27 protein-coding genes are annotated in these 26,680 nt (G+C 65.6%); 6 read left to right on the top strand and 21 right to left on the bottom strand.

Annotated features, from left to right (window positions below):
- The first annotated feature begins 20 nt into the window (after positions 1-20).
- Positions 21-1,904: a TadE/TadG family type IV pilus assembly protein gene (locus ACTUWL_RS31480; RefSeq protein ID WP_021078276.1), complete on the top strand. Its 1,884-nt coding sequence runs from the start codon at positions 21-23 to the stop codon at positions 1,902-1,904.
- Positions 1,905-1,977: 73 nt separating this feature from the next.
- On the opposite strand, the gene ACTUWL_RS31475 is transcribed toward ACTUWL_RS31480, so the two are convergent.
- Complete coding sequence (locus tag ACTUWL_RS31475; protein ID WP_021078275.1) at positions 1,978-2,313, bottom strand: phasin family protein; 336 nt, start codon at positions 2,311-2,313, stop codon at positions 1,978-1,980.
- Between the two features lie 423 nt (positions 2,314-2,736).
- Here ACTUWL_RS31475 and ACTUWL_RS31470 point away from each other — a divergent pair, with 423 nt between their 5' ends.
- Positions 2,737-4,518, top strand: coding sequence for a D-alanyl-D-alanine carboxypeptidase (locus ACTUWL_RS31470; RefSeq protein WP_021078274.1), 1,782 nt, complete (start codon positions 2,737-2,739; stop codon positions 4,516-4,518).
- Between the two features lie 243 nt (positions 4,519-4,761).
- Here ACTUWL_RS31470 and ACTUWL_RS31465 read toward each other — a convergent pair whose 3' ends face one another.
- From ACTUWL_RS31465 to ACTUWL_RS31450, 4 genes are all read right to left on the bottom strand, one after another.
- Positions 4,762-5,481 carry a DnaJ domain-containing protein gene (locus ACTUWL_RS31465; protein ID WP_021078273.1) on the bottom strand — a complete coding sequence of 240 codons (720 nt, stop codon included), beginning with the start codon at positions 5,479-5,481 and terminating at the stop codon, positions 4,762-4,764.
- 162 nt (positions 5,482-5,643) lie between these two features.
- Positions 5,644-6,384, bottom strand: a complete 741-nt coding sequence (locus ACTUWL_RS31460; RefSeq protein WP_021078272.1) for a ribose transport system ATP-binding protein — start codon at positions 6,382-6,384, stop codon at positions 5,644-5,646.
- A gap of 97 nt (positions 6,385-6,481) precedes the next feature.
- Positions 6,482-7,420, bottom strand: a complete 939-nt coding sequence (locus ACTUWL_RS31455) for an alpha/beta hydrolase family protein (RefSeq protein WP_021078271.1) — start codon at positions 7,418-7,420, stop codon at positions 6,482-6,484.
- Between the two features lie 332 nt (positions 7,421-7,752).
- Positions 7,753-8,529, bottom strand: a complete 777-nt coding sequence (locus ACTUWL_RS31450; protein ID WP_021078270.1) for a helix-turn-helix transcriptional regulator — start codon at positions 8,527-8,529, stop codon at positions 7,753-7,755.
- Positions 8,530-8,632: 103 nt separating this feature from the next.
- Here ACTUWL_RS31450 and ACTUWL_RS31445 point away from each other — a divergent pair, with 103 nt between their 5' ends.
- The gene (locus tag ACTUWL_RS31445) at positions 8,633-9,715 is read left to right on the top strand and encodes an alcohol dehydrogenase catalytic domain-containing protein (protein ID WP_021078269.1); all 1,083 of its coding nucleotides are present in this window, start codon (positions 8,633-8,635) and stop codon (positions 9,713-9,715) included.
- 10 nt (positions 9,716-9,725) lie between these two features.
- Here the strand turns inward: ACTUWL_RS31445 and ACTUWL_RS31440 are convergent, their stop codons facing one another.
- Both ACTUWL_RS31440 and ACTUWL_RS31435 read right to left on the bottom strand, forming a co-directional pair.
- Complete coding sequence (locus ACTUWL_RS31440) at positions 9,726-10,895, bottom strand: serine hydrolase domain-containing protein (RefSeq protein WP_021078268.1); 1,170 nt, start codon at positions 10,893-10,895, stop codon at positions 9,726-9,728.
- Between the two features lie 461 nt (positions 10,896-11,356).
- Positions 11,357-12,280 (bottom strand): division plane positioning ATPase MipZ, encoded by a 924-nt coding sequence (locus ACTUWL_RS31435; RefSeq protein ID WP_021078267.1) that lies wholly within the window; start codon positions 12,278-12,280, stop codon positions 11,357-11,359.
- A gap of 240 nt (positions 12,281-12,520) precedes the next feature.
- On the opposite strand from ACTUWL_RS31435, the gene panC reads away from it, so the two are divergent.
- Positions 12,521-13,372, top strand: a complete 852-nt coding sequence (gene panC, locus ACTUWL_RS31430) for a pantoate--beta-alanine ligase (protein WP_021078266.1) — start codon at positions 12,521-12,523, stop codon at positions 13,370-13,372.
- 81 nt (positions 13,373-13,453) lie between these two features.
- Positions 13,454-14,200, top strand: coding sequence for a GMP synthase (glutamine-hydrolysing) (locus ACTUWL_RS31425; protein WP_021078265.1), 747 nt, complete (start codon positions 13,454-13,456; stop codon positions 14,198-14,200).
- 21 nt (positions 14,201-14,221) lie between these two features.
- On the opposite strand, the gene ACTUWL_RS31420 is transcribed toward ACTUWL_RS31425, so the two are convergent.
- From ACTUWL_RS31420 to ACTUWL_RS31400, 5 genes are all read right to left on the bottom strand, one after another.
- On the bottom strand, positions 14,222-14,662 hold the full coding sequence (locus tag ACTUWL_RS31420) for a DUF1489 family protein (RefSeq protein ID WP_021078264.1): 441 nt from the start codon (positions 14,660-14,662) through the stop codon (positions 14,222-14,224).
- Positions 14,663-14,791: 129 nt separating this feature from the next.
- Entirely contained in the window at positions 14,792-15,742 is a 951-nt protein-coding gene (locus tag ACTUWL_RS31415; protein ID WP_106940206.1) for a hypothetical protein, read from the bottom strand.
- Positions 15,743-15,895: 153 nt separating this feature from the next.
- Complete coding sequence (locus ACTUWL_RS31410) at positions 15,896-16,099, bottom strand: hypothetical protein (RefSeq protein WP_021080554.1); 204 nt, start codon at positions 16,097-16,099, stop codon at positions 15,896-15,898.
- A 217-nt stretch (positions 16,100-16,316) separates the two neighbouring features.
- Complete coding sequence (locus tag ACTUWL_RS31405; protein ID WP_021080555.1) at positions 16,317-16,685, bottom strand: YidB family protein; 369 nt, start codon at positions 16,683-16,685, stop codon at positions 16,317-16,319.
- A 116-nt stretch (positions 16,686-16,801) separates the two neighbouring features.
- Positions 16,802-17,455 carry a glutathione S-transferase family protein gene (locus ACTUWL_RS31400; protein ID WP_021080556.1) on the bottom strand — a complete coding sequence of 218 codons (654 nt, stop codon included), beginning with the start codon at positions 17,453-17,455 and terminating at the stop codon, positions 16,802-16,804.
- 121 nt (positions 17,456-17,576) lie between these two features.
- Here ACTUWL_RS31400 and ACTUWL_RS31395 point away from each other — a divergent pair, with 121 nt between their 5' ends.
- Positions 17,577-18,254, top strand: a complete 678-nt coding sequence (locus ACTUWL_RS31395; RefSeq protein WP_021080557.1) for a DUF599 domain-containing protein — start codon at positions 17,577-17,579, stop codon at positions 18,252-18,254.
- Positions 18,255-18,267: 13 nt separating this feature from the next.
- Here the strand turns inward: ACTUWL_RS31395 and ACTUWL_RS31390 are convergent, their stop codons facing one another.
- The 9 genes from ACTUWL_RS31390 to ACTUWL_RS31350 all read right to left on the bottom strand — a co-directional run bounded on the left by ACTUWL_RS31390 (position 18,268) and on the right by ACTUWL_RS31350 (position 26,661).
- Positions 18,268-19,152: a hypothetical protein gene (locus ACTUWL_RS31390; protein WP_021080558.1), complete on the bottom strand. Its 885-nt coding sequence runs from the start codon at positions 19,150-19,152 to the stop codon at positions 18,268-18,270.
- Positions 19,153-19,338: 186 nt separating this feature from the next.
- Positions 19,339-20,124 (bottom strand): aldo/keto reductase, encoded by a 786-nt coding sequence (locus tag ACTUWL_RS31385; RefSeq protein ID WP_021080559.1) that lies wholly within the window; start codon positions 20,122-20,124, stop codon positions 19,339-19,341.
- 72 nt (positions 20,125-20,196) lie between these two features.
- Positions 20,197-20,472 carry a hypothetical protein gene (locus ACTUWL_RS31380; protein WP_021080560.1) on the bottom strand — a complete coding sequence of 92 codons (276 nt, stop codon included), beginning with the start codon at positions 20,470-20,472 and terminating at the stop codon, positions 20,197-20,199.
- 141 nt (positions 20,473-20,613) lie between these two features.
- Complete coding sequence (locus ACTUWL_RS31375) at positions 20,614-21,498, bottom strand: alpha/beta fold hydrolase (RefSeq protein WP_021080561.1); 885 nt, start codon at positions 21,496-21,498, stop codon at positions 20,614-20,616.
- 29 nt (positions 21,499-21,527) lie between these two features.
- Entirely contained in the window at positions 21,528-22,940 is a 1,413-nt protein-coding gene (hydA, locus tag ACTUWL_RS31370) for a dihydropyrimidinase (RefSeq protein WP_021080562.1), read from the bottom strand.
- A complete protein-coding gene (locus ACTUWL_RS31365) occupies positions 22,940-23,704 on the bottom strand; it encodes an aspartate/glutamate racemase family protein (RefSeq protein ID WP_021080563.1) in 765 nt (254 codons plus the stop codon). Before ACTUWL_RS31365 ends, hydA begins: the two co-directional genes overlap by 1 nt.
- Positions 23,701-24,522, bottom strand: a complete 822-nt coding sequence (locus tag ACTUWL_RS31360) for a GntR family transcriptional regulator (protein WP_021080564.1) — start codon at positions 24,520-24,522, stop codon at positions 23,701-23,703. Before ACTUWL_RS31360 ends, ACTUWL_RS31365 begins: the two co-directional genes overlap by 4 nt.
- The gene (locus ACTUWL_RS31355) at positions 24,519-25,301 is read right to left on the bottom strand and encodes a maleate cis-trans isomerase family protein (protein ID WP_021080565.1); all 783 of its coding nucleotides are present in this window, start codon (positions 25,299-25,301) and stop codon (positions 24,519-24,521) included. Before ACTUWL_RS31355 ends, ACTUWL_RS31360 begins: the two co-directional genes overlap by 4 nt.
- 55 nt (positions 25,302-25,356) lie before the next feature.
- Positions 25,357-26,661 (bottom strand): MFS transporter, encoded by a 1,305-nt coding sequence (locus ACTUWL_RS31350; protein ID WP_021080566.1) that lies wholly within the window; start codon positions 26,659-26,661, stop codon positions 25,357-25,359.
- Positions 26,662-26,680 lie beyond the last annotated feature (19 nt).

Below are 26,680 nucleotides of genomic sequence, written 5' to 3'. Positions count from 1 at the left end.
TCCATTTTGACGAGAGCGTCATGCCTGGCTCAGCCATATTCAACCACATCCGCGCAGCTGCCCGCCGGTATGCAACCTCAACCAACGGCAACGTCGCGGTGATGTTCACCCTCGCAATACTGCCGATCCTCGCCTTCGTAGGCGTAGCGATCGACTATACCCGCGCCAACAACGCCCGGTCCTCGATGCAGGCGGCGCTCGATTCCACCGCGCTGATGCTGTCCAAGGACCTGACCATGGGCAACATCACGGCCGCGCAGATCCCGAGCAAGGCGCAGGCCTATTTCAACGGCCTCTACACCAACAAGGACGGCCAGGGCATTGCGGTCTCGGCCACCTACACGACCCCGACCTCGAACGCGGCGGCAACCATCCTCCTGAGCGGGTCCGGCCACGTCAAGACCACCTTCCTGCAGGCCGCGGGCTATCCCTCGACCATGAATTTCGGAACCTCGAGCACCACGACCTGGGGCAACGTCAAGATGCGCGTCGCCCTCGCCCTCGACAACACGGGATCGATGCAGGACAACGGCAAGATTGTCGCGCTGCGCAACGCGGTGGCCGGATCAGGCGGCCTGATCGACCAGCTCAGCGCGCTGAGCAAGAACAACGGCGACGTCTATATCTCCGTCATTCCGTTCGCCAAGGTCGTCAACGTCGGCTCCAGCAACTATGGCAAGAACTATATCGACTGGACCGACTGGCTCAATCCGCCGACCACGCAGCCCAACAACGGCAGCACGCAGGCAAAGCTCCCGATGAACTGGCATGCGGTCGGACCGGGTGCGCGATGCCCCTGGACCAACAACAATGGCGGCTTCACCTGCACCACGAGCCCGACCAGTTCGTCCAACACGACCTACATTCCGTCGAGCGGGACCTATTCCGGCTATATCTGCCCGAGCGTCGATTATAATTCCCACACCGTGTACAATGGCTGCTGGGTGAGCACGCAGGTCGGCACCGGCGTGTTCTGCTCGGGGTCGTCGTCCTGCGCCTGCCCGACCAATTCGTCCGGCTCCGCCGTCTCCGGCTGCGGCTGTACCGGCAGCGGAAGTTCGCGGTCGTGCACGGGCAAGCTGTATACCCACGATTGGACGCAGCCGGGCCCCAACGACCTCGTCGACAACAAGAACCAGCCCCGTGTCACCGCCGTCGTCGGATGGACCAACAACCAATGGACCGCGACCAATCAGACACCGACCGTGGTGAACAACTGGCAGCAGCCCTCGACCAACCCGATCAACACATGGACCGGCTGCGTCACCGACCGCACCCAGCCCAATGATGCGACCGGCGTGCTGCCCACGACGTCCGACGTCACCACGCTGTTTCCGGCCAACGAGTACTATGAGAACGGCTCGGCTTATTGCAGCAACAACGCCTCCCCGCAGCTCGAGCCGATCATTCCGCTGAGCTACGACTGGACCTCATTGAAGAACGCGGTCAACGCCATGCAGCCGACCGGCGGCACCGACCAGTCGGTCGGGCTCGCCTGGGCATGGCAGTCGCTGCTGGTGGGCGGTCCGCTCAACACGCCGGCCGAGGACTCCAACTCCACCTACAACCGGGTCATCATCCTGCTGTCCGACGGCTTGAACACCGAGGACCGCTGGCCCGACTACGGCGACGGCAGCTCGCAGGCGTCGGGCAATCCGATCGACGCGAGGCAGACCCTGCAGTGCCAGAACCTGCAGGCGGCAAAGGATTCCAAGGGCGCCCCGATGTTCACCATCTACACGATCCAGGTGAACACCAGCTCGCCCCCCGATCCGACCTCGACGGTCCTGAAGAACTGCGCCAGCACCCCCGACAAGTTCTACATGCTGACCAGCTCCAGCCAGATCGTTACGACGTTCAACACGATCGGCACGGCGCTCAGCAAGCTGCGGCTGGCGAAATAGCCCCCCGCCTCCCGCTCAACAAAAAAGCCCGGCCGAAACGGCCGGGCTCTTCGTTTGACGTGATCGGCAGCGCTTACTGAGCGGGCGCGAACTTGGAGACCAGGCCTTCATACGGCTTGAAGGTTTGCTTGGCGCAATCGCTGTACAGGCCGGCGATCTTCTGCGATTCCGCAACGAAGGTCTCGTAGGACGAGCGCAGGTACTCGGTCTGGGCCTCGAGCGCCTTGTCCAGCGACTTCACGCCCGACAGCTTCTCGACGAACGACTTGGTGTCCTCGAACGACTTCTTGGCGTAGTCGCCATAGGCGGTGGCGATCGCCTGGACGCCGCTCTGCAGGTTGTTGGCCGACGCAGTGACCGACTCGAAATGCTCTTTGCCGTAGTTCTGAATGTCTTCGATCTTGACCATGGATTGGAATTCCTTTTCCCAGACTTGAAGGCGCAAATTCCCATTGCCGGGAAGCTCCCGGCCCCCTGACTTGATTAGAATACCGCATCGCACAATAAAGTCAACAAATATTGTGCAACGCACAATCATACAGCCCGAATCCTGGGCATTTGCGCTAAAACCCAGGGGACCACGCAACGGTTGCTTAATCTTTTGGAAACTCGGTCCGCCTAACCTGATTCCCGGACTTTGTTCGCCTTCCGACAAGCAGCCTTGAAATCTGTTTGTGAACAACACCTTAGCTAGAAGAGCGACCTGAGCCGCCGCGAGGGCCGATGGTTCGGCCCGACGTGGTCTGTTGCGCAGGCAAGGATCGATGGCCGCCGGGCACAATTTCGCCCCACGAGCCGGTGATCTAGAACAGAACTTGGGACGGGGAAGTAGATGCTTCGAACAACCTTTGCCTCCTCGCGGGCGCTGCGAGTTGGCGTTCTTGGGCTCGTAACCGTCACGACGGCGATCCTGATCACGAGTGATAGCGCCGAGGCGCGCCGCCACCGGCGCCACACCGCGCGTCATCACCACAGCGAGTCGGCGCGCGAGAGCTACAGCCCGCAATTCGCGTCGATCATCGTCGACGGCAATACCGGTTCGGTGCTGTCATCCAACAGTCCCGACGGCCTGCGGCACCCCGCCTCGCTCACCAAGATCATGACGCTCTATCTGCTGTTCGAGCGCCTCGATTCCGGAAAGATGAAACTCGACACCGAGATGCCGGTTTCCGAGCACGCTTCCGAACAGGATCCGACCAAGCTCGGCCTGCGCCCCGGCCAGACCATCAAGGTCGAAGACGCCATCAAGGGCCTGGTCACCCGGTCCGCCAATGACGCCGCGGTCGTGATCGCCGAGGCGATCGGCGGCAGCGAAGAGGATTTCGCGCGGATGATGACCCGCAAGGCGCGCGCGCTCGGCATGAGCCGGACCACCTATCGCAATGCCTCCGGCCTGCCCAATGACGAGCAGATCACGACGGCGCGCGATCAGTCGACGCTGGGCCGCGCCATCCAGGATCGCTTCCCGCGCTATTATCGCTACTTCTCGACGACGGCCTTCAATTTCCGCGGCCACACCATCACCGGTCACAATCGCCTGCTCGGCAGCGTCGAAGGTGTCGACGGCATCAAGACCGGTTACACCCGCGCCTCCGGCTTCAACCTCGTGACCTCGATCCACCGCGGCAATCGCTTCCTGGTCGGCGTCGTGCTCGGCGGCCGCAGCGGCGGCTCCCGCGACGCCATCATGCGCAACCTGCTGGCGGAGAACATCGGCAAGGGTGCTACCACCCGGACTGCTGCCGCGATCACCGAGCGCAATCCGGCCGACGCCAATGTCCAGGTCGCCGATGCCGACGATGCGCGCGAAGCCGACAGCGCGCCGATCGCCGCCTCGGAGCCCGCCCCGTTGCCGGCGCCGCGCCCGGCCAGCAAGCCCTCGCTGATCGCCGCAGCCGCCGCCGCGCTGCCGCCGGCCCCCGCAAAGCCGGAGCCGCAGGCCAAGCCCGAACCGGCGCCGCTGACCTCCGGCGTGATCCAGACCCAGCAGCTCGCGGCGATCCCGGGTTCGGCTGAACCGATGAAGCCGGTCAAGGTGAAGACCGTCCAGGTCAAGGCCGGCCAGATCAAGCTCGCCGCCGCCGGCCCGGCGCAGTCCGCGCCGCCGATCACCAGCACGATCCCCTCGCGTGGCGAGATCCCCGAGACCTCCAATGCGATGATGGCGCGGGCCGTCGAGACCTCGAGGCCCGAGATGCCGCCGCAGCCGGCCAATTTCGGCACCGGCAACGGCATCCTCGGCGTGCTGCCGGCGTCGTCCGTGCATGCCCCCGCCACCGCCCCGGCCGCGCAGGCCGTGGCCTCGATCGAACCGACCCGCAGCCTCCAGGCCGCGCCGCAGACCAGCGCGGTCAAGCCGGGCGCCGCGCATTCCGGCTGGATCATCCAGGTCGGCGCGCTGGAGTCCGAGGGCGAGGCCAACAAGCGCATCGACCTCGCACGCAGCTCGGCCCGCGGCCTGCTCAGCAAGGCGGACCCGTTCACCGAGGTCGTCGCCAAGGACAATCGCAAGCTCTACCGCGCCCGCTTTGCCGGGCTCGAGCGCGATCAGGCCGAGGCGGCCTGCAAGACGCTGAAGCGCGCCGAGATCTCCTGCATCACCGTTCGCAACTGATCGACACGATCGGGCGATTTCAAAGGGCCGGCGCCGCAAGCGCCGGCCCTTTTGCTTTGCGGGCCGCCGCGACAAATGACGGGTCTTGTCGCGCGAGGCCGCAATGAAAACTTCTCGTCAAGATTTTACGGTTAAGTTTTCCCGAAACAACGATCGGCCACGCCGGACAGCGGCGGGCCAGACGGGGCATCAATCAGAAGCGGAAGGCAGCTCTCGGCTGTGGCGTCAGTGGCGTAGCCGGAGTTAGAGATGCGTGCGAAGCAGAGTATCCTTGGCCTCGTTCACACGGGCAGCGAGATACGTCGAGCCCCCCTGGTCGGGATGCAGTTTCTTCATCAGGGTGCGGTGAGCCCGGCTGATGTCGTCACGCGACGCTCCCGGCTGCAGGCCAAGGATCTGATAGGCCTCCTCGTTCGTCATTTTGCCGCTCGGCGCCGCGCGGCCCTGCCCCCCTGCCCGGTCGCCCTGCGCGTCCTGACGCCAGGCGGGAAAGCGGCGGTCCAGATAGCTTTCAAGTAACGCGACGCTCTCGGCGTCAAAGCTCGGCACCATCGCCAGCAGCTGCGACAGGTCGAACTCGTCGAGCATGCGGCCGGCCTGCGGCCCGGCCACGATCTGGCCCGTGAGCACGCCGCTGCCGTGATCGAGGCTCATGTCGAGATACTGCGAGCGCACCCGCGAGCTTTGTCCGGGGCTGCGCGAACCGCCGAACATGCCGCCGAAATTGGGAAAGCCGGTGTTGCCGAACGGCGACCAGCCGAGCAGTCCGGCACCGAAGATGCCGAGCGGGATCGCCACCGCCAGTTCGCCGCGCACGCCGGTAAAGGCCGCCACCGCCAGCGCGAGCACCCCGCCGCCGATCTTGATCGCGCGCGCGAGCACGGCGGGATTGGCCGCACGAAACATCTGCAGCGCGGAATAAAGGACGACAACGGCGACGACGCCGGCGATCAGGGTTGGCATGCGCGGAATATAGGCGGCCCGGCGGCAAAAAGCATGCGAAGCTTCGTCTCACCGGAGCGTGAAGCTGCCCGCGTGGCGCCGCCCGACATGCATGAGCAATGTCGGCGCTGCTCGCTGCGATCGCGAAAGCCGTGACGGCCGGCGGAGCCTGACCAAGGCGCTCTATTTCATCTGGCCGATCAGCCTGGCTGCGCCGTTCGTCGTCTTCGCCAGCTGCAACAGCGCCTCGCGACCGCCGGCGGCATAGGCCGCGGCGGCACGCAGCAATTCGCGGAGCTGTGCAGCCGCGCCAGGATCGAACCTGCACCATGCCCCGCCGGTCAGCCGCGCGATCTCGCGGAACGTCTGTTCGGCGGCTGCATCGCTGCCTTCCTGGAACATGAACACCGGCACCTTGAGCAGGCCGAGTTCGCCGGCCTTCGCGCAAAGCGCATCGGCGTTCTCCTCCATCGCATCGCCCACGAACACCAGCGCGCGCACGCCCGAGGCGACCGCCTCGCGGCGCGTCTCCGACAGCACCTTGCCGATCTGGGTATTGCCGCCCTGGCAGTCGATCTTGCTCATCAGCCGCGCGAGCTGCGCGCTGTCGGAGATCCAGCCCGTGGCCCGGCACTCGTTGAAGCCGCGATAATAGACGAGGCGGATGTCGAGGCTGCCGAGCGCGGCGGCCTCGCGGAACATGTCGGCTTGCAGCGTGCACGCCATGTCCCATGTCGGCTGCCGGCTCATCGTGGCGTCGAGCGCAAACACCAGTCTGCCGCGCGCGCCGGCGCGATGTGGCGACATCGCGCGCGCCTTCGCCACGAACGCGGCGATGTCGTTCGCGCTCGACGTCGGTACGTCAGGCGCATCGACCGGGCGTACGTCACTTCCGGATGTCGGTTTGATCGTCTTGCCAGCCATCAGCGCTTGCCTCGTACAGCAAACACTATGTGGGCCGCGGTATCGGATTGGTCAACGCGACGAGCAGCCTGCCCGGATGCGATTCCGGGCGGCTCGGTCAGTTGGTGGCCGACGGAACCTTCTTGGTCTCGGTCAGCGAGAGCGACTTCTTGAGCTTCTCGCCGAAGGTCTGGGGCGGCTTCTCAACCGGCACGTAGAGCGAGACCGGGCCTGGCTCCAAAATCTTCGGCGGTGCATTGCGCGTGTCGACCGGCGCGACGGCACTGTCGGTGTCGGCCAGGAATTTATCGAGCATGGCCTGGATCGAGTCCTTGGCCTTCTCGGGTCCGGTGTCGCGCATGTCGTTGTGCTGGAAGTCGGTGTTCACGACGGTGATGCCGGCCTTCTCGCACTGCTCCTCGTCGGGCACGACGCCGGGATCGGGCTTGAAGTGCTGATCATGCGAACGGAACGACAGGATCTTGAACTTGCCGTCGGTCATGAACGGCACGCGCAGATTGTCCAGCGTCACGACCTTCTTGATCTCGTCCGGATACTGCTTGGCGAAATACATCGCGATGTCGCCGCCATTGGAATGGCCGACCATCGTCAGCTTGCTGTAGTCCGCGTTCGGCTGACGCTTCTTCATCTCCTCGATCGCGAATTTGATGTTGGTGATGCCGCGCTGATACTGCGGCAGGCGCCCGACATAGAGCTCGCCGACCTTGGTCACCATCGGCCCGTCCGACGGCAGGTCGTTCTGAATGCTGACGGTCAGATAGCCGCGCGCGGCGAACACGTTCGCGAGGAAGGAATATTCGGTGAATTTGACGGTATTGCCATGATTGAGGATCGCAACCGGAAGCTTGATCATGCCGGCGTCGGCCTGCATCTCCTTGTCGAAGCGCACGGCGACGTCGACCGCGACCGGCCGCTCATCGCGAGTCGGATCCTTGAACATGAGAGTTTCATGACGGATCGCCCACTTGCTCGCGGTGAAATACGCACCCGTGATCACCACGGAGAGCGAAAGCAGAACGAGAATTCCACGCTTCATGACGTCCTCGAGGTGCCCGCCTTTTACAGGGCGATTTTGGCCGGAGGCTCTTCGGCCTCCTTTTGAGAATATATGTCACAGCGCCGTGACAGGAAGTCCAAATATTGTGGCTTCCGTGGCATAACGTTGTGCGTCGCACCTATACTTTGTGCAGATGCACACCACGAACCCGCCGGCTCGCACTCTCCTCTAACCCTCTGACGCGAGTTCCCAAGGTTGCGTTCGAGCCATGCTCGTACCTTGGGTCGACGCTCAGGAGAAACCGGATTCCGGCACCTTTGTTCCGGCTTTTTGGCCGCTCTGTGACAAAAATCACCGGAAAACCACGGATTTCAGCCGATTTCGGTGTAGATGATCAGCTTCAGGCCCGGATCGTCGTTAGCCTGGAAGGTCGCGTATTCGAAGGTCAGCCGGCCGCGCTTGGGGTGATTGAGCACCTTTCGTCCGGCGACGCTGACGCTGACGTCGTGGGTGCCCCACCAGCCGTCGAACTCCGGACAGCCTGCGCGAAGCCGCGCCTGCAGATCGACGAAGGCCGGGTCGCCGGCCCAGAGATCGTGGGTCCGGCGGAACTGGGTCACGATGCGCCGCGCCTCCTCGGGCCAGCCTGCGCCGAACAGCTGCCGGCTCTTGGGGTTGGTCAACACGAAGAGCAGCGTATTGCGCTCGTCCCCAGGCATGCGGCCGAACGCGAAGACCTCTTCCGCCGCAGCGTTCCAGGTCAGCACGTCCCATCGCCGTCCCGTGACATAGGCCGGCTGGTTGAGGCTTTCGACGACCCGCCGGATCGCAGACGGCACGGTCTCGGCCGCAAATGGCCGGCGGTCGCCGTCCTTTGCAAGCGCCCGCAGATGGGCGTGCTCGGCCTTGCTGAGGCGCAGCGCCCGCGCCAGCGCGTCGATCGTGGTGGCGGACGGGCTGACGGAGCGGCCCTGCTCGAGGCGGATGTACCAGTCGACCCCGATGCCGGCGAGCTCGGCCACCTCCTCGCGGCGCAGACCGGGCGTTCGGCGCCGCCGCCCGGCCTGGGCACCGTTGAGCTTGGGCGTCAGCTTCTGGCGCCGCGATCGCAGGAAATCGCCAAGTTCGGTTTGCCGCGCAGTGGCCATTACCGGGCTCCTGAGTAGGACTTATGATCCTAGGATAATACCAGGTCTTCCTGGCCGCAACGGAGCGCGTGATGATGCCGATCTCAGCAAGGGATGAGATCAGATGAAAGCAGCAGTTCTAAAGTCGTTCGGCTCTCCGCTCGCGATCCAGGAGATCCCCGCACCGGTGATGGGAACGGGCGAAGTCCTCGTCGACGTGATCGCGACACGCGTGCTGTCCTACACCAACGAGGTGTTCAGCGGTGAGCGCCGCTACCTGCTCGCGTTGCCGGCCGTTCCGGGTCTCGGCGCCATCGGACGGGTTCGCGCGATCGGGCCCGACGCAACCCACCTCGCCGCCGGCGATTGGGTGTACTGCGATCCGACCTTCCGCGCGCGTGACGACAGCATCTCGCCGGACATCACCTTGCAGGGCTGGAGCGCGCGCGGCGAAGGCGGACTGCGCCTGCAGCGACACTTCCGTCACGGCACGTTTGCCGAGCAGACGCTGGTGCCGACCGAGAACGCCAAGCGGATCGGCGCGATCGATCCGGCCGATGCGCCGTCATGGTGCGCGCTCGGCACCTGCCTCGTGCCCTATGGCGGATTCCTGGCTGCACGCCTGCAGCCGGGCGAGACCGTGCTGGTGAACGGCGCCACCGGCAATTTCGGCAGTGCCGCCGTTGCCGTCGCGCTCGCGATGGGCGCGGCCTGCGTGGTCGCTCCCGGCCGCAACGAGAAAGTGCTCGCCGATCTGGTCCACAGGTTCGGACCGCGCGTGCGCACCGTGAAGCTCGGTGGCAACGAGGACGACGATCGCGAACGCATGCGGCGCGCCGCGCCCGGCCCGATCGACTGCGTGCTCGACCTGATGCCGCCGTCGGTGACGACGCCGACCGTCCGCGCCGCGATCATGACGGTGCGTTCCTACGGCCGGGTCGTCCTGATGGGCGGCGTCGGCATGTTGGGCGGACCGGGGCTCGACCTGCCCTATCCCTGGATCATGCGCGAATGCATCAGCATCCACGGCGTCTGGATGTATCCTCCGGCGGCGACCCTGGGCCTCGTCAACCTCGCCCGCGCCGGGCTGTTGCGGCTCGATCAGTTCGAGGTCACCACCTTCGATCTCGACCACGCCAACGACGCGGTCGCGCATGCCGCCACCAATAGCGGGCCGTTCAAGATGACGGTGCTGAGGCCGAATTAGCGTCTCCGATTCAAACCGGAGGCGGAATCGCTTGCAGGACGTCCGTGAAGACGGCGAACTGCGCGCGAAAGGCTTGCGGGCTGTAGTCCTGGTAGTATCCCGCGGTCACCACGACGACGAGGTCGAGCTCCGGGACGATGCGGATCGACTGACCGCCACGCCCCAGCGCGCCGATCCACTGGATCGCGCGGCCATTGAAGCGGGCGCGGCCAAGCCACCACAGAAAGCCATACGACTGATAGTCGGAGGCCTTGAGCTTCGGTGCCGTGGAGCTCTCGATCCATGCCTTTGGGACGATCTGGCGACCGTTCCAGCGGCCGCCCGAAAGGACAAGCTGGCCGATCTTTGCCATGTCGCGCGGTCGCAGCCGCAACCCGCCACCGGCATCGCTATCGCCTTTGACCCGGCTCCATTCGAACGCCGTAATCCCCAAAGGCTCGAACAATTCGGTGCGCGCAAATTCATCGAGCGGACGTCCGGCGGCCTTGCGGACGATGGCCGACAGCAGCGTCAGCGCGCCGGTGTTGTACAGAAACTGCTGCCCCGGCTCGCCCGCGGACGCAAGACCGAGCACGTAACGGCACGGGTCTGACGCCCTGTGCATGCGCGCCTCATCATTGTCGTCTCCGGTCGCAGGGGTCGCCTCCACCCACGCCAATCCCATCGACATGGTCAGGGCGTGGACGAGCTGGATGCGGTCTTTCTCAGGGGACCGCAGGTCGGACAATTCGGGGAAGAAGCTGAAGATCGGCTCGTTGATGCTGCGTATCAGCCCGCGATCGATCGCGATCCCGATGACGAGTGACGCGACACTCTTTGAAGCCGATTTGATGTTGTGCAGCGTATCGGCATCGAAGCTGACGTCTTCGACGCGGGGACCGTAAAAGCGGCTCGGTACCTCGTCGCGTCCCCTGAAGTAGCGCTCGAACTCCAGCCTGCCGCCGCGGACAACCAGCACGGAATGAATGTTGCTATCGCTGGAGGCGGCGAGCCGCTCAGCCATGGTGCACAGCGCGCGGCGGTCGATGAGCTTGTCCTCAGCTAAGGAGGCGGTGGACCAGCCGTCGTTTCGCCCGATTGGAACGCCGCAGCCGTCGGACGGGTCGGCGTATGCCGGCAGCCTGGCGAGCGGTGCCAACGCAGCTCCGCCGAGCAGTGATATGAACTGGCGCCGTTCCATTCGATCCTCGCTTCGCAGTTTGCGACCGCCCAAACCGATCGTGCGGAGAACCTGCACGAAAATTTCAGTGCGCGCTTGGCGGCTGCAGAATTCGGCTGGCCGATTCCTAAGTCCGGCTGGCCGATTCCTGAGCTGTCACCCGGTCTGCCCGTCCCAGACGCCTCCTTCGCCAGCGCAAGCCGCCTGTATTCAGTCGATGTCAGATCGGTCGCGGCCTTGAAAGCCCGGTTGAACGGGCCGATCGACTGGAAACCAGCATCCGCTCCAGGCGGGAGGAACTGGCCTTGGGGCGAGCTCAAGTGCACAATTTCGGAATATTGGAAAAATACCGGTGAGTTGCCCGACGTGTCAAGCAGCCCGGTCGAACGCCGGCCACCACCGGCTCCTTTGCATGGGGTTGTTTTCGGTATTTTGACCAGGCGCCAGCGAGCCTGGGAGCGGCCCCCATGAATTGACGATCGCTAGCTGCCGATGATGTCGTCGACTTCCAGCGGCTTGTCGACCTGGCTGAACCATTCGGCCCGGTTGGCGGCGCGGCGGCGGCCGCGCTCGTCGAGCGGCAGCTTGAGCTGGCGCAGCAGGCCCATCACCTCCTCGCGGGCGGTGACGTGGCCGAGGTTTGGGCGGGTGCCGAGCGTCGCCTCGTCGATGTCGTCGAGCGCCGTCAGCCCGCGCGGGAAAAACTCGCGATAGACCACCCGCTCGGCAAAGCCGTCGACCGCCCGGAACCCGAGCCGCAGCGACAGCTGCTTCAGGCCGTCGGCGACCAGCTGCTTGTTGCGCGAGCCAAGCATCGACAGCCGGTTGCGCACCACGATCCAGTCGGTCGAGGCGCCGTCGAGCTGGCGGCGCTTGCGTCTGGTGTCGCGCACCATCTCGGCGTAATGGCTCTCGCCGATCACCGCATAGGTCGCCGGATCGACGGTGCCGAGCACGTCGAAATCGAGGAAGCTGTCGTTGATCGGCGTCACCAGCGTGTCGGCCATCGAATGCGCGAGCCGCATCAGGTAGCTGTCCGAGCCCGGGGTGTCGATGACGATGAAATCATAGGCACGTTCCACCGCGCTCACCGCTTCCATGAACTGCTGGAACTCGGCGTTCTCGTTCTCCTCGATCTGCATCGTCTCGCCGTACTTGATGCAGTGGTGCGCGGGGAGTTCGAGATCGAGCCCGGAGCGCCGCGCCCAGGCCTGGCGATTGCCGATGTAGCGGGTGAAGCTTTGCTGGCGGCAGTCGAGATCGATGCTGGCGACGCGCTGCCCGGCCTTCAGGAGCGCGACGGCGATATGCAGGGCGGTGGTCGACTTGCCCGAACCACCCTTCTCGTTGCCCAGCACAACGACGTGTGCGGAGCCGGATTGACCCTGACTAGCCTGCACCAACATGATTCAAACCCCGGCAATGATCTTCAAATCGAGCGCGGCTGCGGTCAAGTGAAATGCATCACTGCGAGCGGAAATCAATTGCAGGCGTCCTTAATGATGAATCGAACGAGCGATCCATGCGCGTTCGAGATCGGGTAATGCATGTGCGGCGGTTTGCCGATAGCGGCTCGGACTTGGTAAACTCCGCGGCCTGCCGAACGCCAAACATCCCACCCCGATTGCCCCACGAGTCGAGACCAGATGCCGAGAAATCCCACCGTCGTCCGTACCGTCCCTGCCCTTCGTCGCGCCGTCGACGCCCTGCGCGCCAAGAAGGCGACTGTCGCGCTGGTCCCGACCATGGGTGCGCTCCATGACGGCCATGTGTCGCTGGTGCGGCTCGCCAAGCGCCGCGCCAAGCGGGTCGTGGTCTCGATCTTCGTCAATCCGACGCAGTTCGCTCCCACCGAGGACTTCGGTTCGTATCCGCGCACCTGGAAGGAAGACGTCGCCAAGCTCGCCGCCGAGGGCGTCGACCTGATCTGGCACCCCGAGGTGAAGGCGATGTACCCGGACGGCTTCGCCACCAGGATCGTTCCGGAGGGACCGGCGACCGCCGGGCTCGAGGATCGCTTCCGGCCGCATTTCTTCGGTGGCGTCGCCACCGTGGTCGGCAAGCTGTTCACCCAGGTCCGGCCCGACGTTGCGATCTTCGGCGAGAAGGACTTTCAGCAGCTCCGGGTCGTGACCCAGATGGCCGCGGATCTCGACCTCGGGGTCAAGGTGATCGGATCGAAGACGGTGCGCGAGCGCGACGGCCTCGCGATGTCCTCGCGCAACGTGTACCTCTCGCCGGAAGAACGGCGCGCGGCCCCCGCGCTCAACCGCGTGATGAAGCAAGCGGCAGGCCGCCTGCGCGCCGGCGAGGACACTGCAACCGCCATGGCCGCCGGCGCCGCCGAGATCACCAAGGCCGGCTTCGTGCTCGATTATCTCGAGGTTCGCCACGCCGCCACCCTGGCGCCGATCGGCTCGCTCAAGGACGGCCCGATGCGGATGCTGGTGGCGGCCAAGCTCGGCAACACGCGGCTGATCGACAACATCGCGGTGTAAGGCATCGCGAAAAGTGTGATGCCGTTCGCTTGCGCGGCGGCCGCGACGCAGGGATGATCGCGCCTTTCACAGGCGGTCGGAATGATCAGGTATTTCAGGCAAGGCATCGCTCTCGGCATCGCGCTATTGGCCGCCGGCATGGCGCAGGCGCAGACCCGGCCACCGGTCGGCGGCGTCAATTCGGCGCCCGGCGCGATGATCTTCTACGTCGCGCATGGCGCACCGGACGCCTGCGGACCGGGCTGCTCGGACTGGATCGCCGCCGAAGGCGCCGTGCAATGGGACACCTACAAGCGCCTGCTGGCGATCCTCGACCGGCAAGCCGGGCGCAAGCTGCCGGTCGTGATCAACATCAAGGGCGAATCCAACCTCAACGTCGCCTCCAGCCTCGGCCGCATCCTGCGCGATCGCGGGATCGATACCATGGTTGCGGCGACCGCCGTCGAAGCCTGCAACGGAAAGCCCGAGGAGGAATGCTTTGCGCTCAAGCGGCCCGGCGGCCCGCTGGACGCGAAGGAGAAGCCGTCGGGCACGGCTTGTGATCTCGCCTGCGTGCTGGTGCTGGCCGGCGGCGTGCATCGCAGCCTGCCGGCGGGCAGCCACGTGGTGCTGAGCGGCATGGCGATCCACAACCGGCTCGCGCCCAACGTCTCGGCCGAGCATCGCGAAAGCCTGACCTCGATCTTCACCGACCAGTTCCGGCGCTATCTCGGCGAGATGGGGATCGATCACGAACTGCTCGACGTCGCCGTCAGCAATGCCGGGGGTGGCCGCTATGTCGAGATCCCGGCGTCGGAATGGGGCCGGCTGCATCTCGTCACGCAGTGATCCGCGGCAACTGCCGTTAGCTCACAGCAATCCGAGGTCGCGCAGCTCGCGGCGCATCGGCTCCGGCATCGAGGCCACGCTGGCCGCGCTCGATTTGGTGAGATCTGACGGCGCAGAGTCCGCAGTCAGGTAGCGCCAGCCCTGGAACGGCCGCATCGGCCGCGGCGAGACCGCGATCACCTTGGGCTGCATCACCAGCCGGCAGCGTCCGATGCCGTCCTTGTCGCGGAACGGCTCGATCGCGATGATCTTCTCGCGCGCGGCGATCTCGCCGCGGATCACCCAATACAGCGAGCCGCCGGCGAGGAGCTCCTCCTCGCGCTTCGGCGTCATCCGCGTGATGTGGACGTGGCGGAGCGGCAGGCCTTTTTTCTTGGCGGTCGCCATCCGTTCGGCAACCCAACCCTTGAGTTCCTTGACCGAGTCGCAACCGACGGCGAGCTTGATGAGATGCAGCGGCATACGGCGGATGTAGCGGCCGGCGCGCGCTTTGGAAAGGGAGCGATCAAGGCGGCAGTGGATATCGGGATTATCGCAGGGAGTATGCAATGACAGTGGCTCAGGCCACCGTCATCGCGCTCAGGCCCGTGCCTAGTCCTGGCTCGCGGCTGCCGGCGCACTCGCCGCGGCGGGAGGCGGCGCCGCTGGCGCCGGAGCAGCCGGCGCGATCTGGACCGGACGCTTCGCGGCCGGCGGCCGCTTCGGCGCAGCGGGCGGCGCGGCGGCAGCGCGTGCGGCCGGCGGCGGGGCCGCAGCAGCCGGCTTCGCCGGTTCTGATGTCATGATGCTGACCGGCGGCGTGTTCGCCGAGCTCGGAAACTCCGCATTGGTCGGCCGGCCGGTGGGCATCGACGGCGGCAGCGCGGCGACCAATCCGGCTGCCGATGGCGTGGCGCCGGCTGGCGCGTTCCAGGACGCGGCGTAGCGCGTGACCAGGTTCTCATAGGTCCGATCGTTCATGTTGGCGACGATCTGGTGGTTGTCGCCGAGCGAGCGGAATGCGGGGCACGCCGTCGGCGTGCAGTGGTCGCGCGCCATCAGCGCATAGGCCACCAGGCCGTACCGGTCGTGCTCGATGGCGCGGCGCAGTGCCTGCAATTCGGTGGTCGTATTGCGCTCCGCGGTGGCGAGGTCGCCGAGCGCAGTCAGGCGCGATATCTGCGCCGCCGCATAGCTGACCGCCGCCGCGGCCGTATCGGACGAACCGAACAGCACTTTCTCGCAGGCATTGAGAACGGCATCTCCGGCGAGGTCGTCGACGCAGGCCAGCGCCGGCACGGTCTGGCCGGTGAATTGCGCGGTTCGTGTCTCGCTCGGCGCCGCTGCCTGCCCGCCCGGTCCGAAGCCGCGGATCGTTGCGGCGACCGCGACCGCGATCGACAGCAGCGTGATGACGGTCAGCGCGCCGTTGGCGACGGATTTTTCCGCGCGCAGCAGCGTGATCAGCACAACGATCCCAAAGAAGCCCGCGGCAGCCAGCGTCAGCCACATCGGGAAAGTCGGTGAGCGCCAGATCTGATCCAGCGAGGAAGCCCAGTTCATGCGCGATGTCCCTCAACGCAGCGTAAGCACAATCGGCGGCGGCGAACGCCGCCACCCCGACGTCCAACCTTCAGCACAATGGGTCTGCGAACAGGGCCTTTTGACGGCGGCGACGGGGAACCCGCTCCAGCCACCGGCTTGCGCACAACTCGTTCAGGACAGCGCGAGCTGGCTCTCCTTGGCCACCCGTTCGAAAGCTTCGGTCGAGCTCTTGATGCGATACTGGCAGTCGTCACCTTCGGTCGGCAGCAGGCGGATCACCTGATAGGTGCCGCTCGCAGCGGGGCGCGCCACATTGCTGGCCGTGAAATAGACGGTCTCGCCAATCGAGTACTTATGCTTCAACGCCCTCTCCATTTTCTTAGAGATTGCTGGCCGGGCTGACAGTCCCGATAGCTCTGGCCGGCATTTTGAGAACCCTGCGGCAAGCTAGCACATCGCCCTGCCCCAAATCCAGCAAGATTGGGGCACGGTGAAGGTACGCTTTTTGCAGGTTTTTCAGGGCGATAGGCAGCAATTTACATGCCAGCCGGAAATTGCCCGCCGGCCTCGGCCGGAACCCGGTTTCAGTGGCTCAGGCGGTATGCGGCAACTTGCCGTCGGGGCTCGCGCTGTCCACCGCCCCCGGAAGCTGCTGGGCCAGCACCTTGGACAGCTGGTCGACCGGAATGTTGAACCTGGCGGCGAGCTGCTTGACCGTGTCGCTGCCCAGCACCTGCTGCAGCTGGTCGGCCGTGATCGGCAGGTTCTGGCCGGTGCCGATCCAGGATTTGACCTGGTCGCCGAGCCCGGCCTGTTCGAGCTTGGCGACGATCGCCGACAAGCCGCCCTGCCCGCCATTGCCCATCACCTCGCCGAGCACGACGGGAATCACGGCCGCCCCGAGCTGGCCAAGCATGCCCTTCAGCTCCGGCGAATTCTCCAGGGAATCGAGAATGCCCATGGTCTAAGTCCTTTCACGACTTGCAAAACCGGTGTTTCGGATTCGACGCCTTCGGCCCCGCGGCGTCAAGCCGCGATCTTTGTGGCTGCTGTCACAATTCGGCAGCGAGGGACCAGTCAGGCGTCCTCGAATCGGTCGATCCGCAGCGTCTCGGCAAGGCCATCGCGGGTCCATTCCTGGAACGCCGGCAGCGCCATCATGGCATCGACATAATGCTGCGCCTCAGCCTTCACTGGGATCGCGTAGGTGCGGAAGCGATGCACCACGGGGGCGTACATCGCATCCGCCGCCGAGAATGCCCCGAACAGGAACGGGCCTTGCCTGCCGTAGCGCGCGTGGCAATCGGCCCAGATCTCCTCGATCCGCGCCACGTTGGCCCGCGCATCGTTCGACAGCGCGACGGCCTTGATCGGCCGGTGCAGGTTCATGCCGCATTCGCTGCGCAGCGGCACGAAGCCGGAATGCATCTCGGCCGAGATTGCGCGGGCATGCGCGCGCGCGGCGCGATCCGCCGGCCACAGCTTCGCCTCGGGAAACTTCTCGGCCAGATATTCGATGATCGCCAGCGAATCCCACACTGTGACGTCACCGTCGATCAGCGTCGGCACCTTGCCGGCCTTGCTGAAGCCGAGGATGCGGTCCTTGTCGGCCTGATCGGTGTAAAGCGGAACGAAGATTTCCTCGAACGGGATGTTATTGGCGCGCAGCGCCAGCCAGGGCCGCATCGACCATGACGAATAGTTCTTGTTGCCGATGACGAGCTTGAGCATGTCCGGGGAATCCTGTTGCCGGCGCAGTTTGCCATAGTGCATTGCACGCGTTCAACCTGTACATGACGCGGGATGCAACGGGGCGCAGATCGGCGGCCGCGCATTCACGAAGGAAGGCACCATGACCGGCTATTGGGTCGACATCCTAGCGGTCGGCTTCTTCGCGCTGGAATGGCTGGTCTATGCCATCACGCTCGAGCACACCGCCTACGGGCGCGACAGCCTGTCGGCGCGGATGCATGTCTATCGCGAGATCTGGGTGCGGAACCTGCTCCACCGCGACGCGCGGATGGTCGACATGCAGATCATGGCATCCTTGCAGAACGGCACCGCGTTCTTTGCCTCGACCAGCCTGATCGCGATCGGCGGCGCGCTGGCGCTGCTGCGCGCGACCAACGACGCGCTCGCGGTGCTCGGTGCACTGCCGGTCAACCTGACGCCCTCGCCCGCTCTCTGGGAGGTCAAATGCATCGGGTTGATCCTGATCTTCATCTACACCTTCTTCAAATTCGCCTGGGCCTATCGCCTGTTCAACTATGTCGCGATCCTGTTCGGCGCGATGCCGCCGGCCGGCCAGCGCGATACGCCCGAGGCGGAGGCCCATGTGATCCGCACCACGCGGCTGTTCGAGACCGCGGGCCGGCACTTCAACCGCGGTCAGCGCGCGTTCTTCTTTGCGCTCGGCTATCTCGGCTGGTTCGTCAGCCCCTGGGTGCTGTTCGCCACGACCGCCGCGGTCGTGATCGTGATCTGGCGCCGGCAGTTCGCCTCGAATGCCTGGCAGGCGATGGGAAGCTGAAGCCTGCTTCGACTTACGACGAAAAATCGCGCGGCGTGAAGTCGAGGTCGAGCACCTTCCATTCGCCGTAGCGCTCCCGCGGCAGCATCGCGTAGGGCTGGCAGGTTTGCAGCGCATCGGTCGCGCTCTTGAGCAGCAGCGGCCCCTTTTCCGATGCGGTGGCCTCGATCAGCAAGGGCGACGCGGCGAGCTTGCCGTCGGGCTTCATGAACACCCGAAGCTTGATCCTGACATCATCGCCGGTGCTCAGCGTCGCCGGAAGCTTCATGCAGGTCTTCAGATGGCGACGGAATTCGGCGACCACGCTGGACCCGACGTCGGCCTGCTCGGTGGCCGCGGCGTCGAAACTGTCCTTGCCGGGACCGGGAGCGGACGGCGCCCCCGCAGGCGGCTTCACCGAGATGTCAGGCGGCAGGCCAAGCATGACGTTGTATTTGACCGACAGGTCCGGCTCGGGCTGCGCATAGGCAGGCGGTGATGCCGCCGCCTGTTGCTGGGGCATCGGCGGCGTCTGGGGTGCAGGCGGCGCGGATGGCTGCTCGGCCGCGGCAGGTGGCGGCGCCGGGCTGGGCTTGGGCGCCGGTGGCGTCAGCTGCTTCTGCGCCGCGGACTGCTGCTTCTGCGGCGCTTGCGCCGATGGTTCGGGCTTGGCCGCATCCACCGGCTTGTCGAACGAGGGCAATTGCAGTTCGGGCGTCGGCGACGGGCTCGGTACCGGATCGGGCTCGGGCTTGATCTCCGCCTTGGCGACCTCCTGCGGCGTCACGATCTCGACCGGCACCGTGTCAGCGGCGACGGGATCGAACTGATGGACCTCCGAATAGAGGAAAATCAGCGCGAGCAGCATCAGGTGCACGAACACCGACGCCACCATATCCGCGTTTGGCCGAAACTTCATCCCGCTCGATCACATCAGTGTCGTCTCCCCGCCGGCTACAATACCGGCTGGAACCCGCCTGCCTCAATCCCCCATTTCGCGGCCGAGTCCGCGGTCAGCCAGCGGGCAATAGCACGATCCGGACCGCGGCCCAGCCATTTTCCGCGAAGCAATGCGCAGGCTAGAATCCGGTCGGCGCTCGGGCCGTCACCGCGCGGCCGCGCTCCCCATCGTCGAAATCTCGCGCATGTCCTCATCCGAAAGTTCGAAATCGAAGATGTCGATATTTTCCTGGAGCCGCTCGAGCTTTGAGGTGCGCGGGATCGCCGAGACATTCTGTTGCACCAGCCAGCGCAGGCAGATTTGGGCCGCGGTCTTGCGATAGCGGTCGCCGATCCGCGCCAGCGCGCGGTCGCCCTTGACGCGCCCTTTCGCGATCGGGCTGTAGGCGACGAACGCCATGCCATGGCGTGCACAGGCCGCGATCACGTCGGCCTGCCCGAGATAGGGATGGTACTCGACCTGATCACAGGCGAGCGGTTCGGGGCACGCCGCGACCGCCTCCTCGATCTGCGCCGTGCTGAAGTTCGAGAGCCCGATGTGCCGCGCCAGCCCCGCCTGCCTGACCCGCGCCAGCGCACCGAGCGTCTCGGCAAGCGGCACGTGCGGATTGGGCCAGTGCAACAGCAACAGGTCGACCTCGGTCAAGCGCAGCCGCGCCAGGCTCTCCTTGGCGGAGCGCTCGAGATCCTTCGCCAGGAAGTGCGTGGTCCAGACCTTGGTGGTCACGAAGACATCATTGCGCTTGATGCCGGAGGCACGCAGCCCCTCGCCGACCTCACGCTCGTTGTCATAGATCTGCGCGGTGTCGATGTGCCGGTAACCGAGGCGCAGCGCCTGCTCGACGATGCGAGCGCAGGTCCGCCCGCGCAGCTCCCATGTGCCGAGCCCGATCGCGGGGATTTTTGCGCCGTTGCCTTCGACGACATTCATGCGCCCATTATGCGCGCATGACGAGGAGCTGCCAACTGACCGATGAGTTCCGCGTCAGACGGTCGCGGCGGCCTACGGCTCCTGCCGGTAGCCGTCCGTCAATGTCCTCAGGAAGGCGATGATGTCGGCTTCATCCTGCGCAGTCATCGCAGGCTTGTCGCCCAGATGGCGCTCGAACGGCGGATCGCTGACGTCAACATTGCCGCGATATTTTTCCGGCAGATCGTTGTATTTCAGCACCGTGCCGTCGGCTGCGCGCGGATACACCTTCTCCGGTTTGGTATCGCGGAAACTATAGAAATCGAGCACCTGCCCGAGACTGGTGAAGACACCGTTATGGAAGAACACCCGGCGTGTTGCGCAAGGTCGGCGTCAGAAACATCCCGCAATATTGCGTCTGCTCGGCAAAGCGTGGCGCGCAGCTCGCCTGGCGCAGCTTCTGCGCGACCAACTCGATGGTCGCCGCGTGGCGGCAGTCGAGGATGCAGTCTAGTCCTTCATCCCCGTGATCGAAGCACTCACCGCGCGCGGATCGCGCTGCGGCCAGCGGCCGCTTTCGACCTGCGCCAGGAATTCCCCGACGATCCGGTTGTATTCGTCGGGCTCCTCGATGTTGATGGCATGGCCGCAATTCGGCATCACCGCAAGCGCGGCCGACGGGATGCTCTGCTTCATCAGGATGCCCGGCAGCAGGCACGGCCAGTCCTCGTCACCGGTGATAATCAAGGTCGGCACATTGATGCGCTTCATCTCCTCGACCAGCGTGTAGAGCGAGGGCCGCTCCTTCTGCACGCCCTGCTGCGTATTGGCCGATCCCACCGCCGAGTGCCCGGCCAGCATCGCCTTGAACTCGGCGTGTCCGCGCGGATCCTTGTTCTCGTACTGCACGCGCGTCGGCCCGTAGGCGTAGCGCTCGGCGAAGGCCGGCATACCCTCCTTGCGGATCACGCCCGCGATCACATCGGCCTCAGCGCGAAACGTTTCGCGCTTGTCGAGCTCGGCGCCGTAGCCGCAGCCCCCGATGCACAACGACAGCGCGCGCGACGGATGGCGGATGCCAAAATGCAGGGTCGCGAAGCCGCCCATCGACAGGCCGACGATATGCGCCTTGGGCGCACCGATGTGATCGAGCACCGCGAGGATATCGTCGGCGGCGCGCGCCTGCGAATAGGACGAGACCTGCTCGGGTACATCCGACGGCGGAAAGCCGCGCGCATTGTAGGCGATGGTGCGGAAGCGCTTGCCGAAATGCCGCAGCTGCGGCTCGTAGCTGCGCAGATCACCGGCGAATTCATGGACCAGGATCACCGGATGACCGGATCCGGTCTCCTCGAAATAGAGCCGTACGCCATCGTCGGTCGTCGCATAGGGCATGGTGGTCTCCTGCCTTCTTGGTTCGCGGGTTATGGGATGGTCGCGGCTCCCGGTGGTTTCGAACGCGGCAGGTAGGTGCCATGCTCCTTGCCGCCGACAAGGGTGCCGTCCTCGACGACCACCTTGCCGCGCACCATGGTCAGCACCGGCCAGCCGGTCACTTCGAGGCCTTCATAGGGTGTGTAGTCCGCGCCGTCATGGATCAGCTCATGGCGGATCGTCACCTTGCGCTTGGGATCCCACAGCGCGATGTCGGCATCCGAGCCGACCGCGATCGTCCCCTTGCGCGGATACAGGCCGTAGATCTTGGCGTGGTTGGTGGCGCTGAAGGCGACGAAGCTGTTGAGATCGATGCGGCCCTTCACCACGCCTTCGGAGAACAGGATCGGCAGCCGCGTCGCGACGCCGGGGATTCCGTTCGGCACCCAGCGGAAACTGGTGCGGCCCTTCGGTGCGAGCTTGCCTTGCGGATCGTCGTAGCGGAACGGGCAATGGTCCGACGAGAACACCGAGAACACCTTCTGCTGCAGGCCTTCCCAGCACGCCTGCTGGCTGGCGATATCGCGCGGCGGCGGCGAGCAGACATATTTGGCGCCTTCCATGTTGAGCTGGTCGAGGTCCTTCTCGGTCAGCATCAGGTATTGTGGACAGGTCTCGCCCATCACCCGGAGCCCGCGCTGCTGCGCGCGCCGGATCTCGTCCATCGCCTCACGGTTCGAAACATGCACGATCATGATCGGCACATCGACGAGCTCGGACAGCGAGATGGCACGGTGGGTGGCTTCGCGCTCGACCGGGATCGGTCGCGACGTGGCGTGGAAGCGCGGCGCGGTGTTGCCGGCGCGCTCCAGCCGGTCAGTCAGGAAGCGGATCGCGTCGAAGTTTTCGGCATGGACCATCAGCATCGCGCCGGTCTCGCGCGCCACCGCCATGGTCTCGAGCAGCTCGCGATCCGACAGTGCGAGCCCCTCATAGGTCATGAAGACCTTGAGCGAGGTGTAGCCGTCCTCGACCAGCGCCGGCAGCTCCTGACCCAGCACGTGCTCGGTCGGATCCGTGACGATGAGATGGAAGGCGACGTCGACATGGCATTCGCCGTCCGCCAGCGAATGATAATGCTTCAGCGCCTCGCGCAGTGTCTGGCCCTTCTCCTGCAGGCAGAACGGCAGCACCGTGGTGTTGCCGCCGAACGCCGCCGAGCGGGTGCCGGAGGCAAAGCCATCGGCCATCACGATGCCGTCGCCGGACGGCTGGGCGAAATGGACGTGGCTGTCGATGCCGCCGGGCAGCACCAGCCGGTCGGTCGCGTCGATGATGGCAGTCGCATCGCCGAGATCATGCCCGAGCGCGGCGATCTTGCCGTCGCGGATGCCGACGTCGCAGGCAAAGGTGTCGGCGGCGGTGACGACCGTGCCGCCGCGGATGATGATGTCGAAGGACATCAGCTTGTCCCCTCTTTCGGTGAGCGATGTTCGATGATGGCGGCAAGCGGCGCGGCCAGCCCGCGCGTCGGCTTCGGGTCGGGCCGGCGGAAGGTGCCGGCGACCGCCTTGCGCGGTTTGAGCATGGCGAGCGTCTCCGCCTGACGCACGGCGGCCGCGACGGGATCAACGACGGGCACCGGAATACGGTCGCGCACTTTCGCCGCGAGCCCGGCAAGCGGCGCGCCGGACAGGATGACGACATCGGCGCCGTCCTGTTCGACCGCCTGGTTGGCGAGCGCGACCAGCAGCTCTTCCTTCTCGGCCTGCACTTCCGAGATCGAGCGGAAGCTGCCGTCGAGCGCGCGGATGCCGGCACAGCGTCCGGCGAGCCCGTGCATGGCGACGCATTCCTCGTACCAGGGCGCCAGTGCGCCGGCGAAGGTCACGATCGCAAACCGCCGGCCGAGCATGCAGGCGGTCAGCATTGCGGCCTCGGCCAATCCGACGACCGGAAACGCGAACAACTCGCGCGCGCCGAACAGGCCGGGATCGCCGAACGCGGCGATCACGGCGGCATCGAAGCCGGGACCGGCCTCGGCCAGCATTTCCAGCGCGATCGCGCCGCCGATCTGCGCCTCGGCGCGGGTCGCGATATAGGGCACGCCGCGCGCGGCGGTCATCGGCACCAGCTCAGTGCCGTCCGACGCCACCCCGCTGCCGGCGGCATGCAGCAGATCGGTCACATCCGCCGTCGTGTTGGGATTGAGCAGCAGGATCTTCATGGCGCAACTTTCTTCGTCTTGCGGCTGCGCGGCGTGGCGGAAAGGTGCGCGACTGCGGCGTCATCTGCTCTGCCATCCAGCGTCTCGGCGACGATCTCGCCGGTGCGGCGCACATGGTGGGCCAGGATCTGCCCGGCGCGGGCCGCATCGCGCGCCTTGAGTGCGGCCAGGATTTCCTGGTGCTCGCGCACCGATTCATCCCAGCGCCCGAGCACCGAGAGCGCGAAGAACCGCGCGCGCTCGGCCCGCGCCAGCAGCGCCTCGTGGGTCGCCTTCAGCACCGCGTTGCGGGCGAAGCCGACGATCGCCGAATGGATCTGCTGGTTGATTTGAAAATAGTCGCGCAGCTCGCCGCGGCCGTGATGCCACTCGATCTTGTCCTGCAGCGCTTCGAGCCGTTCGAAATCGGTCTCCTCCATCCGCAGCGCCGCGAGCTCGGCGGCGCAGCGCTCGATGCCGCTGACGGCCTCGAACAATTCGGTCAGCTCGGCGCGGCGGAACGGCGTGATCACGGCGCTGTGGTTGAGCCGGAGCTCGACCAGGCCCTCGTTCGCCAACTGCTTCAGCGCTTCGCGCAACGGGGTGCGCGAAATGCCGAGCGCGTCGGACAAATCAGCCTCGCCCAGCGATTGTCCCGGCGCCAGCTCGCCGCGCACGATCATGGCACGCAGCCGCGCCGCCGCCTGCTCGTGCAGTCCGACCCGCGGCACGCGCAGCCGCCGCCGTTGCAGCGTCGTCATCGCACGCTTCGGTTCCTTGCTGCGTCTGGTCGGCTTGGTCTTGGCTTTAGTCTTGGCTCTAGTCTTGGCTTCAGTCACCGCTCGCCTTCGTCGTCGTCATTATGTTCGGGGATAGCAGTCACTGCGCGCAGATCGGGATTGGTGAACAGGCTGCCCCAGCCGTGCACGCGTGACGGATCGCAGCCGGTCGCCGTGAGGCACGCCCACAGCGTCACCGCGATCGAATCCAGCACCGGCACGCCGAACCCGCGCTCCAGCCGTTCGGCGGCGCCGGCGCCGCGCATGTTGGTGCAGAGCACCACTGCCGCGTCGCAGCCGTCGCGCACCACCTCTTCGATCAGCGCCGCCACCTCGGCTTCGCTGACCTCGGCAAAGGAGAAATTGTCCTGCAGCGACAAATGGCGCTCGGCAAAGCAATTGAGCCCTTCCGAGTTCCAGTTGGCGATGATCTTGTCCTGCACATCCCGGCGATACGGCGTCACCAGCCCTATGCGTCCGGCACCGATCCGCCGCAGCAGGTCGCGATAGGCCAGCACCGTGGTGCAGGCCTTGATCCCTGTTGCCGCGGTGATCTGCTCGCACAGGCTTTCGTCGCGATCGAAGCCGAGCCAGCTTGCCGAGGTGCCGTTCCAGGCGATCACGTCGACCTTGGCATGCGCCAGCAATTCTGCTGCGCGCAAAATCTCGCTGGCGTCGAACTGGCGCAGCGCCTGCTCCGACAGCGCGATCTCCGTCACCTTGAAGCGCGAGAAATGCGCCGAGACGCCGTCGATCCCGGCCAGCATCGCGCAGGTGATCGGCTCGAGTGCGGTATTCGACGACGGCGTCAGCATGCCGAGCCGGACGGGACGTGTCATTCGCGAGGCCTCATCAACCGGCCGAACCCCTCACGGGCTCGGCCGCGCTTCGATTCTAGACCGGGAGCTTGCGGCTGTAATCGATCAGGGTCGAGCAGATCAACAGCGCAATGCCCGCGGCGGCGAAATACATCAGGGCCAGGAAGTACGAACCAGTGGCCTGCACGATGAAGCCGACGATCAGCGGCGTCGTGATGCCGGCGATGTTGCCGCCGAGATTCATGCAGCCGCCGAGGAAGCCGGACTTGCCGCGGCCCGCGAGCGCCGAGGGGATCGCCCAGTACATGCCGCACCAGCGCAGGAAGAACAGCGTCGTCGACAGCAGCACCACCACCGCAACCGCATTGGTGACGTAGGCGACGAGGAAGATCGACACCGTCGCCATGATCGCCGCGATGCCGAACAGGGTGCGGAACACGGTGTTGGGCGCCCCGCCCCGTTCCCGCCAGGTATCGCCGATCCAGCCGCCGACCAGTTCGCCGACGAAACCCGCGAAGAAGATGATGAACGAGGCACCGCCGAGCGCCTTGATGTCGAAGCCGTGCACCTTGAACAGATAGGTCGGCATCCAGGTCAACAGCCCGTAGAAGGTGGTGTTGAAGAACATCCAGCCGAGGCACATGCACCACACCGAGCGGAAGCGGAAATAGGCCATCCAGCTCGCGCCGGACGGCGGCGGCGTCGCGGCGTCCTCGATCGCATGGGCTTCCTCGAGATAGCGCGCCTCGGCTTCATTGACCGAGGGATGCTCGCGCGGCACGTTGCGGATGTAGTACCAGGCCCACAGCCCGCACAGCATGGTGCCGATGCCGGCGACGACGAAGGCGACACGCCAGGAGCTGAACGCCGCCATCAGCCAGGCGATCACGATCGAGCCGAGCGCAGCGCCAAGCGGAGCGCCGCCGTCGAGCAAGGTCGCGCCGCGGCCGCGTTCGGTCTGCGTCATCCAGATCGCGTTGAGCTTGCCGCCCGCCGGATAGATCGGCGCTTCCGACGCGCCGAGCCCGAGCCGGGTCATGAGCAGCAGCATCCAGCTGGTGGACAGCGCCGCCAGCGCCTGGAAGAAGCCCCAGAACAATGTCGCAAGGGCGATCACGATGCGCGGCTTGAAGCGGTCGGCGAGCATGCCGCCCGGCACCTGCATCAGCGCGTAGGTCCAGAAGAACGAGCTCAGGATCAGCCCCTGCATCGCCGGGTCGATGTCGAACTCCTTGGCGATGACCGGCATCGCGACCGACAGCGAGGCGCGATCGATATAGTTGATCGAGATCAGGAACAGCATCAGCAGGAAGATCTTCCAGCGCACGCCACTCGGCTTCGCCGTATCTGCCATTGCGATGGTGGACACCTGATCGCTCATTGCTCGCTCCTCTGCCGGC

The sequence above is a fragment of the Bradyrhizobium sp. WCU1 genome (assembly GCF_053474805.1).
Note: the sequence above shows the minus strand (reverse complement) of the source record. Positions and strands in the feature narration are given on the sequence as shown.

What these genes read in the sequence shown, in the direction of transcription:
- ACTUWL_RS31405 (WP_021080555.1), bottom strand. Translation starts at nt 16,685, where the DNA reads ATGGGCATTCTCGATTCCCTGGAGAATTCGCCGGAGCTGAAGGGCATG.
- ACTUWL_RS31415 (WP_106940206.1), bottom strand. Translation starts at nt 15,742, where the DNA reads ATGAACTGGGCTTCCTCGCTGGATCAGATCTGGCGCTCACCGACTTTC.
- ACTUWL_RS31455 (WP_021078271.1), bottom strand. Translation starts at nt 7,420, where the DNA reads ATGAAGCGTGGAATTCTCGTTCTGCTTTCGCTCTCCGTGGTGATCACG.
- ACTUWL_RS31400 (WP_021080556.1), bottom strand. Translation starts at nt 17,455, where the DNA reads ATGCTCAAGCTCGTCATCGGCAACAAGAACTATTCGTCATGGTCGATG.
- ACTUWL_RS31460 (WP_021078272.1), bottom strand. Translation starts at nt 6,384, where the DNA reads ATGGCTGGCAAGACGATCAAACCGACATCCGGAAGTGACGTACGCCCG.
- ACTUWL_RS31480 (WP_021078276.1), top strand. Translation starts at nt 21, where the DNA reads ATGCCTGGCTCAGCCATATTCAACCACATCCGCGCAGCTGCCCGCCGG.
- ACTUWL_RS31420 (WP_021078264.1), bottom strand. Translation starts at nt 14,662, where the DNA reads ATGCCGCTGCATCTCATCAAGCTCGCCGTCGGTTGCGACTCGGTCAAG.
- ACTUWL_RS31425 (WP_021078265.1), top strand. Translation starts at nt 13,454, where the DNA reads ATGATCAGGTATTTCAGGCAAGGCATCGCTCTCGGCATCGCGCTATTG.
- ACTUWL_RS31355 (WP_021080565.1), bottom strand. Translation starts at nt 25,301, where the DNA reads ATGACACGTCCCGTCCGGCTCGGCATGCTGACGCCGTCGTCGAATACC.
- ACTUWL_RS31435 (WP_021078267.1), bottom strand. Translation starts at nt 12,280, where the DNA reads ATGTTGGTGCAGGCTAGTCAGGGTCAATCCGGCTCCGCACACGTCGTT.
- hydA (WP_021080562.1), bottom strand. Translation starts at nt 22,940, where the DNA reads ATGTCCTTCGACATCATCATCCGCGGCGGCACGGTCGTCACCGCCGCC.
- ACTUWL_RS31385 (WP_021080559.1), bottom strand. Translation starts at nt 20,124, where the DNA reads ATGAATGTCGTCGAAGGCAACGGCGCAAAAATCCCCGCGATCGGGCTC.
- ACTUWL_RS31375 (WP_021080561.1), bottom strand. Translation starts at nt 21,498, where the DNA reads ATGCCCTATGCGACGACCGACGATGGCGTACGGCTCTATTTCGAGGAG.
- ACTUWL_RS31450 (WP_021078270.1), bottom strand. Translation starts at nt 8,529, where the DNA reads ATGGCCACTGCGCGGCAAACCGAACTTGGCGATTTCCTGCGATCGCGG.
- ACTUWL_RS31350 (WP_021080566.1), bottom strand. Translation starts at nt 26,661, where the DNA reads ATGAGCGATCAGGTGTCCACCATCGCAATGGCAGATACGGCGAAGCCG.
- ACTUWL_RS31365 (WP_021080563.1), bottom strand. Translation starts at nt 23,704, where the DNA reads ATGAAGATCCTGCTGCTCAATCCCAACACGACGGCGGATGTGACCGAT.
- ACTUWL_RS31475 (WP_021078275.1), bottom strand. Translation starts at nt 2,313, where the DNA reads ATGGTCAAGATCGAAGACATTCAGAACTACGGCAAAGAGCATTTCGAG.
- ACTUWL_RS31390 (WP_021080558.1), bottom strand. Translation starts at nt 19,152, where the DNA reads ATGAAGTTTCGGCCAAACGCGGATATGGTGGCGTCGGTGTTCGTGCAC.
- panC (WP_021078266.1), top strand. Translation starts at nt 12,521, where the DNA reads ATGCCGAGAAATCCCACCGTCGTCCGTACCGTCCCTGCCCTTCGTCGC.
- ACTUWL_RS31465 (WP_021078273.1), bottom strand. Translation starts at nt 5,481, where the DNA reads ATGCCAACCCTGATCGCCGGCGTCGTCGCCGTTGTCGTCCTTTATTCC.
- ACTUWL_RS31470 (WP_021078274.1), top strand. Translation starts at nt 2,737, where the DNA reads ATGCTTCGAACAACCTTTGCCTCCTCGCGGGCGCTGCGAGTTGGCGTT.
- ACTUWL_RS31440 (WP_021078268.1), bottom strand. Translation starts at nt 10,895, where the DNA reads ATGGAACGGCGCCAGTTCATATCACTGCTCGGCGGAGCTGCGTTGGCA.
- ACTUWL_RS31445 (WP_021078269.1), top strand. Translation starts at nt 8,633, where the DNA reads ATGAAAGCAGCAGTTCTAAAGTCGTTCGGCTCTCCGCTCGCGATCCAG.
- ACTUWL_RS31410 (WP_021080554.1), bottom strand. Translation starts at nt 16,099, where the DNA reads ATGGAGAGGGCGTTGAAGCATAAGTACTCGATTGGCGAGACCGTCTAT.
- ACTUWL_RS31395 (WP_021080557.1), top strand. Translation starts at nt 17,577, where the DNA reads ATGACCGGCTATTGGGTCGACATCCTAGCGGTCGGCTTCTTCGCGCTG.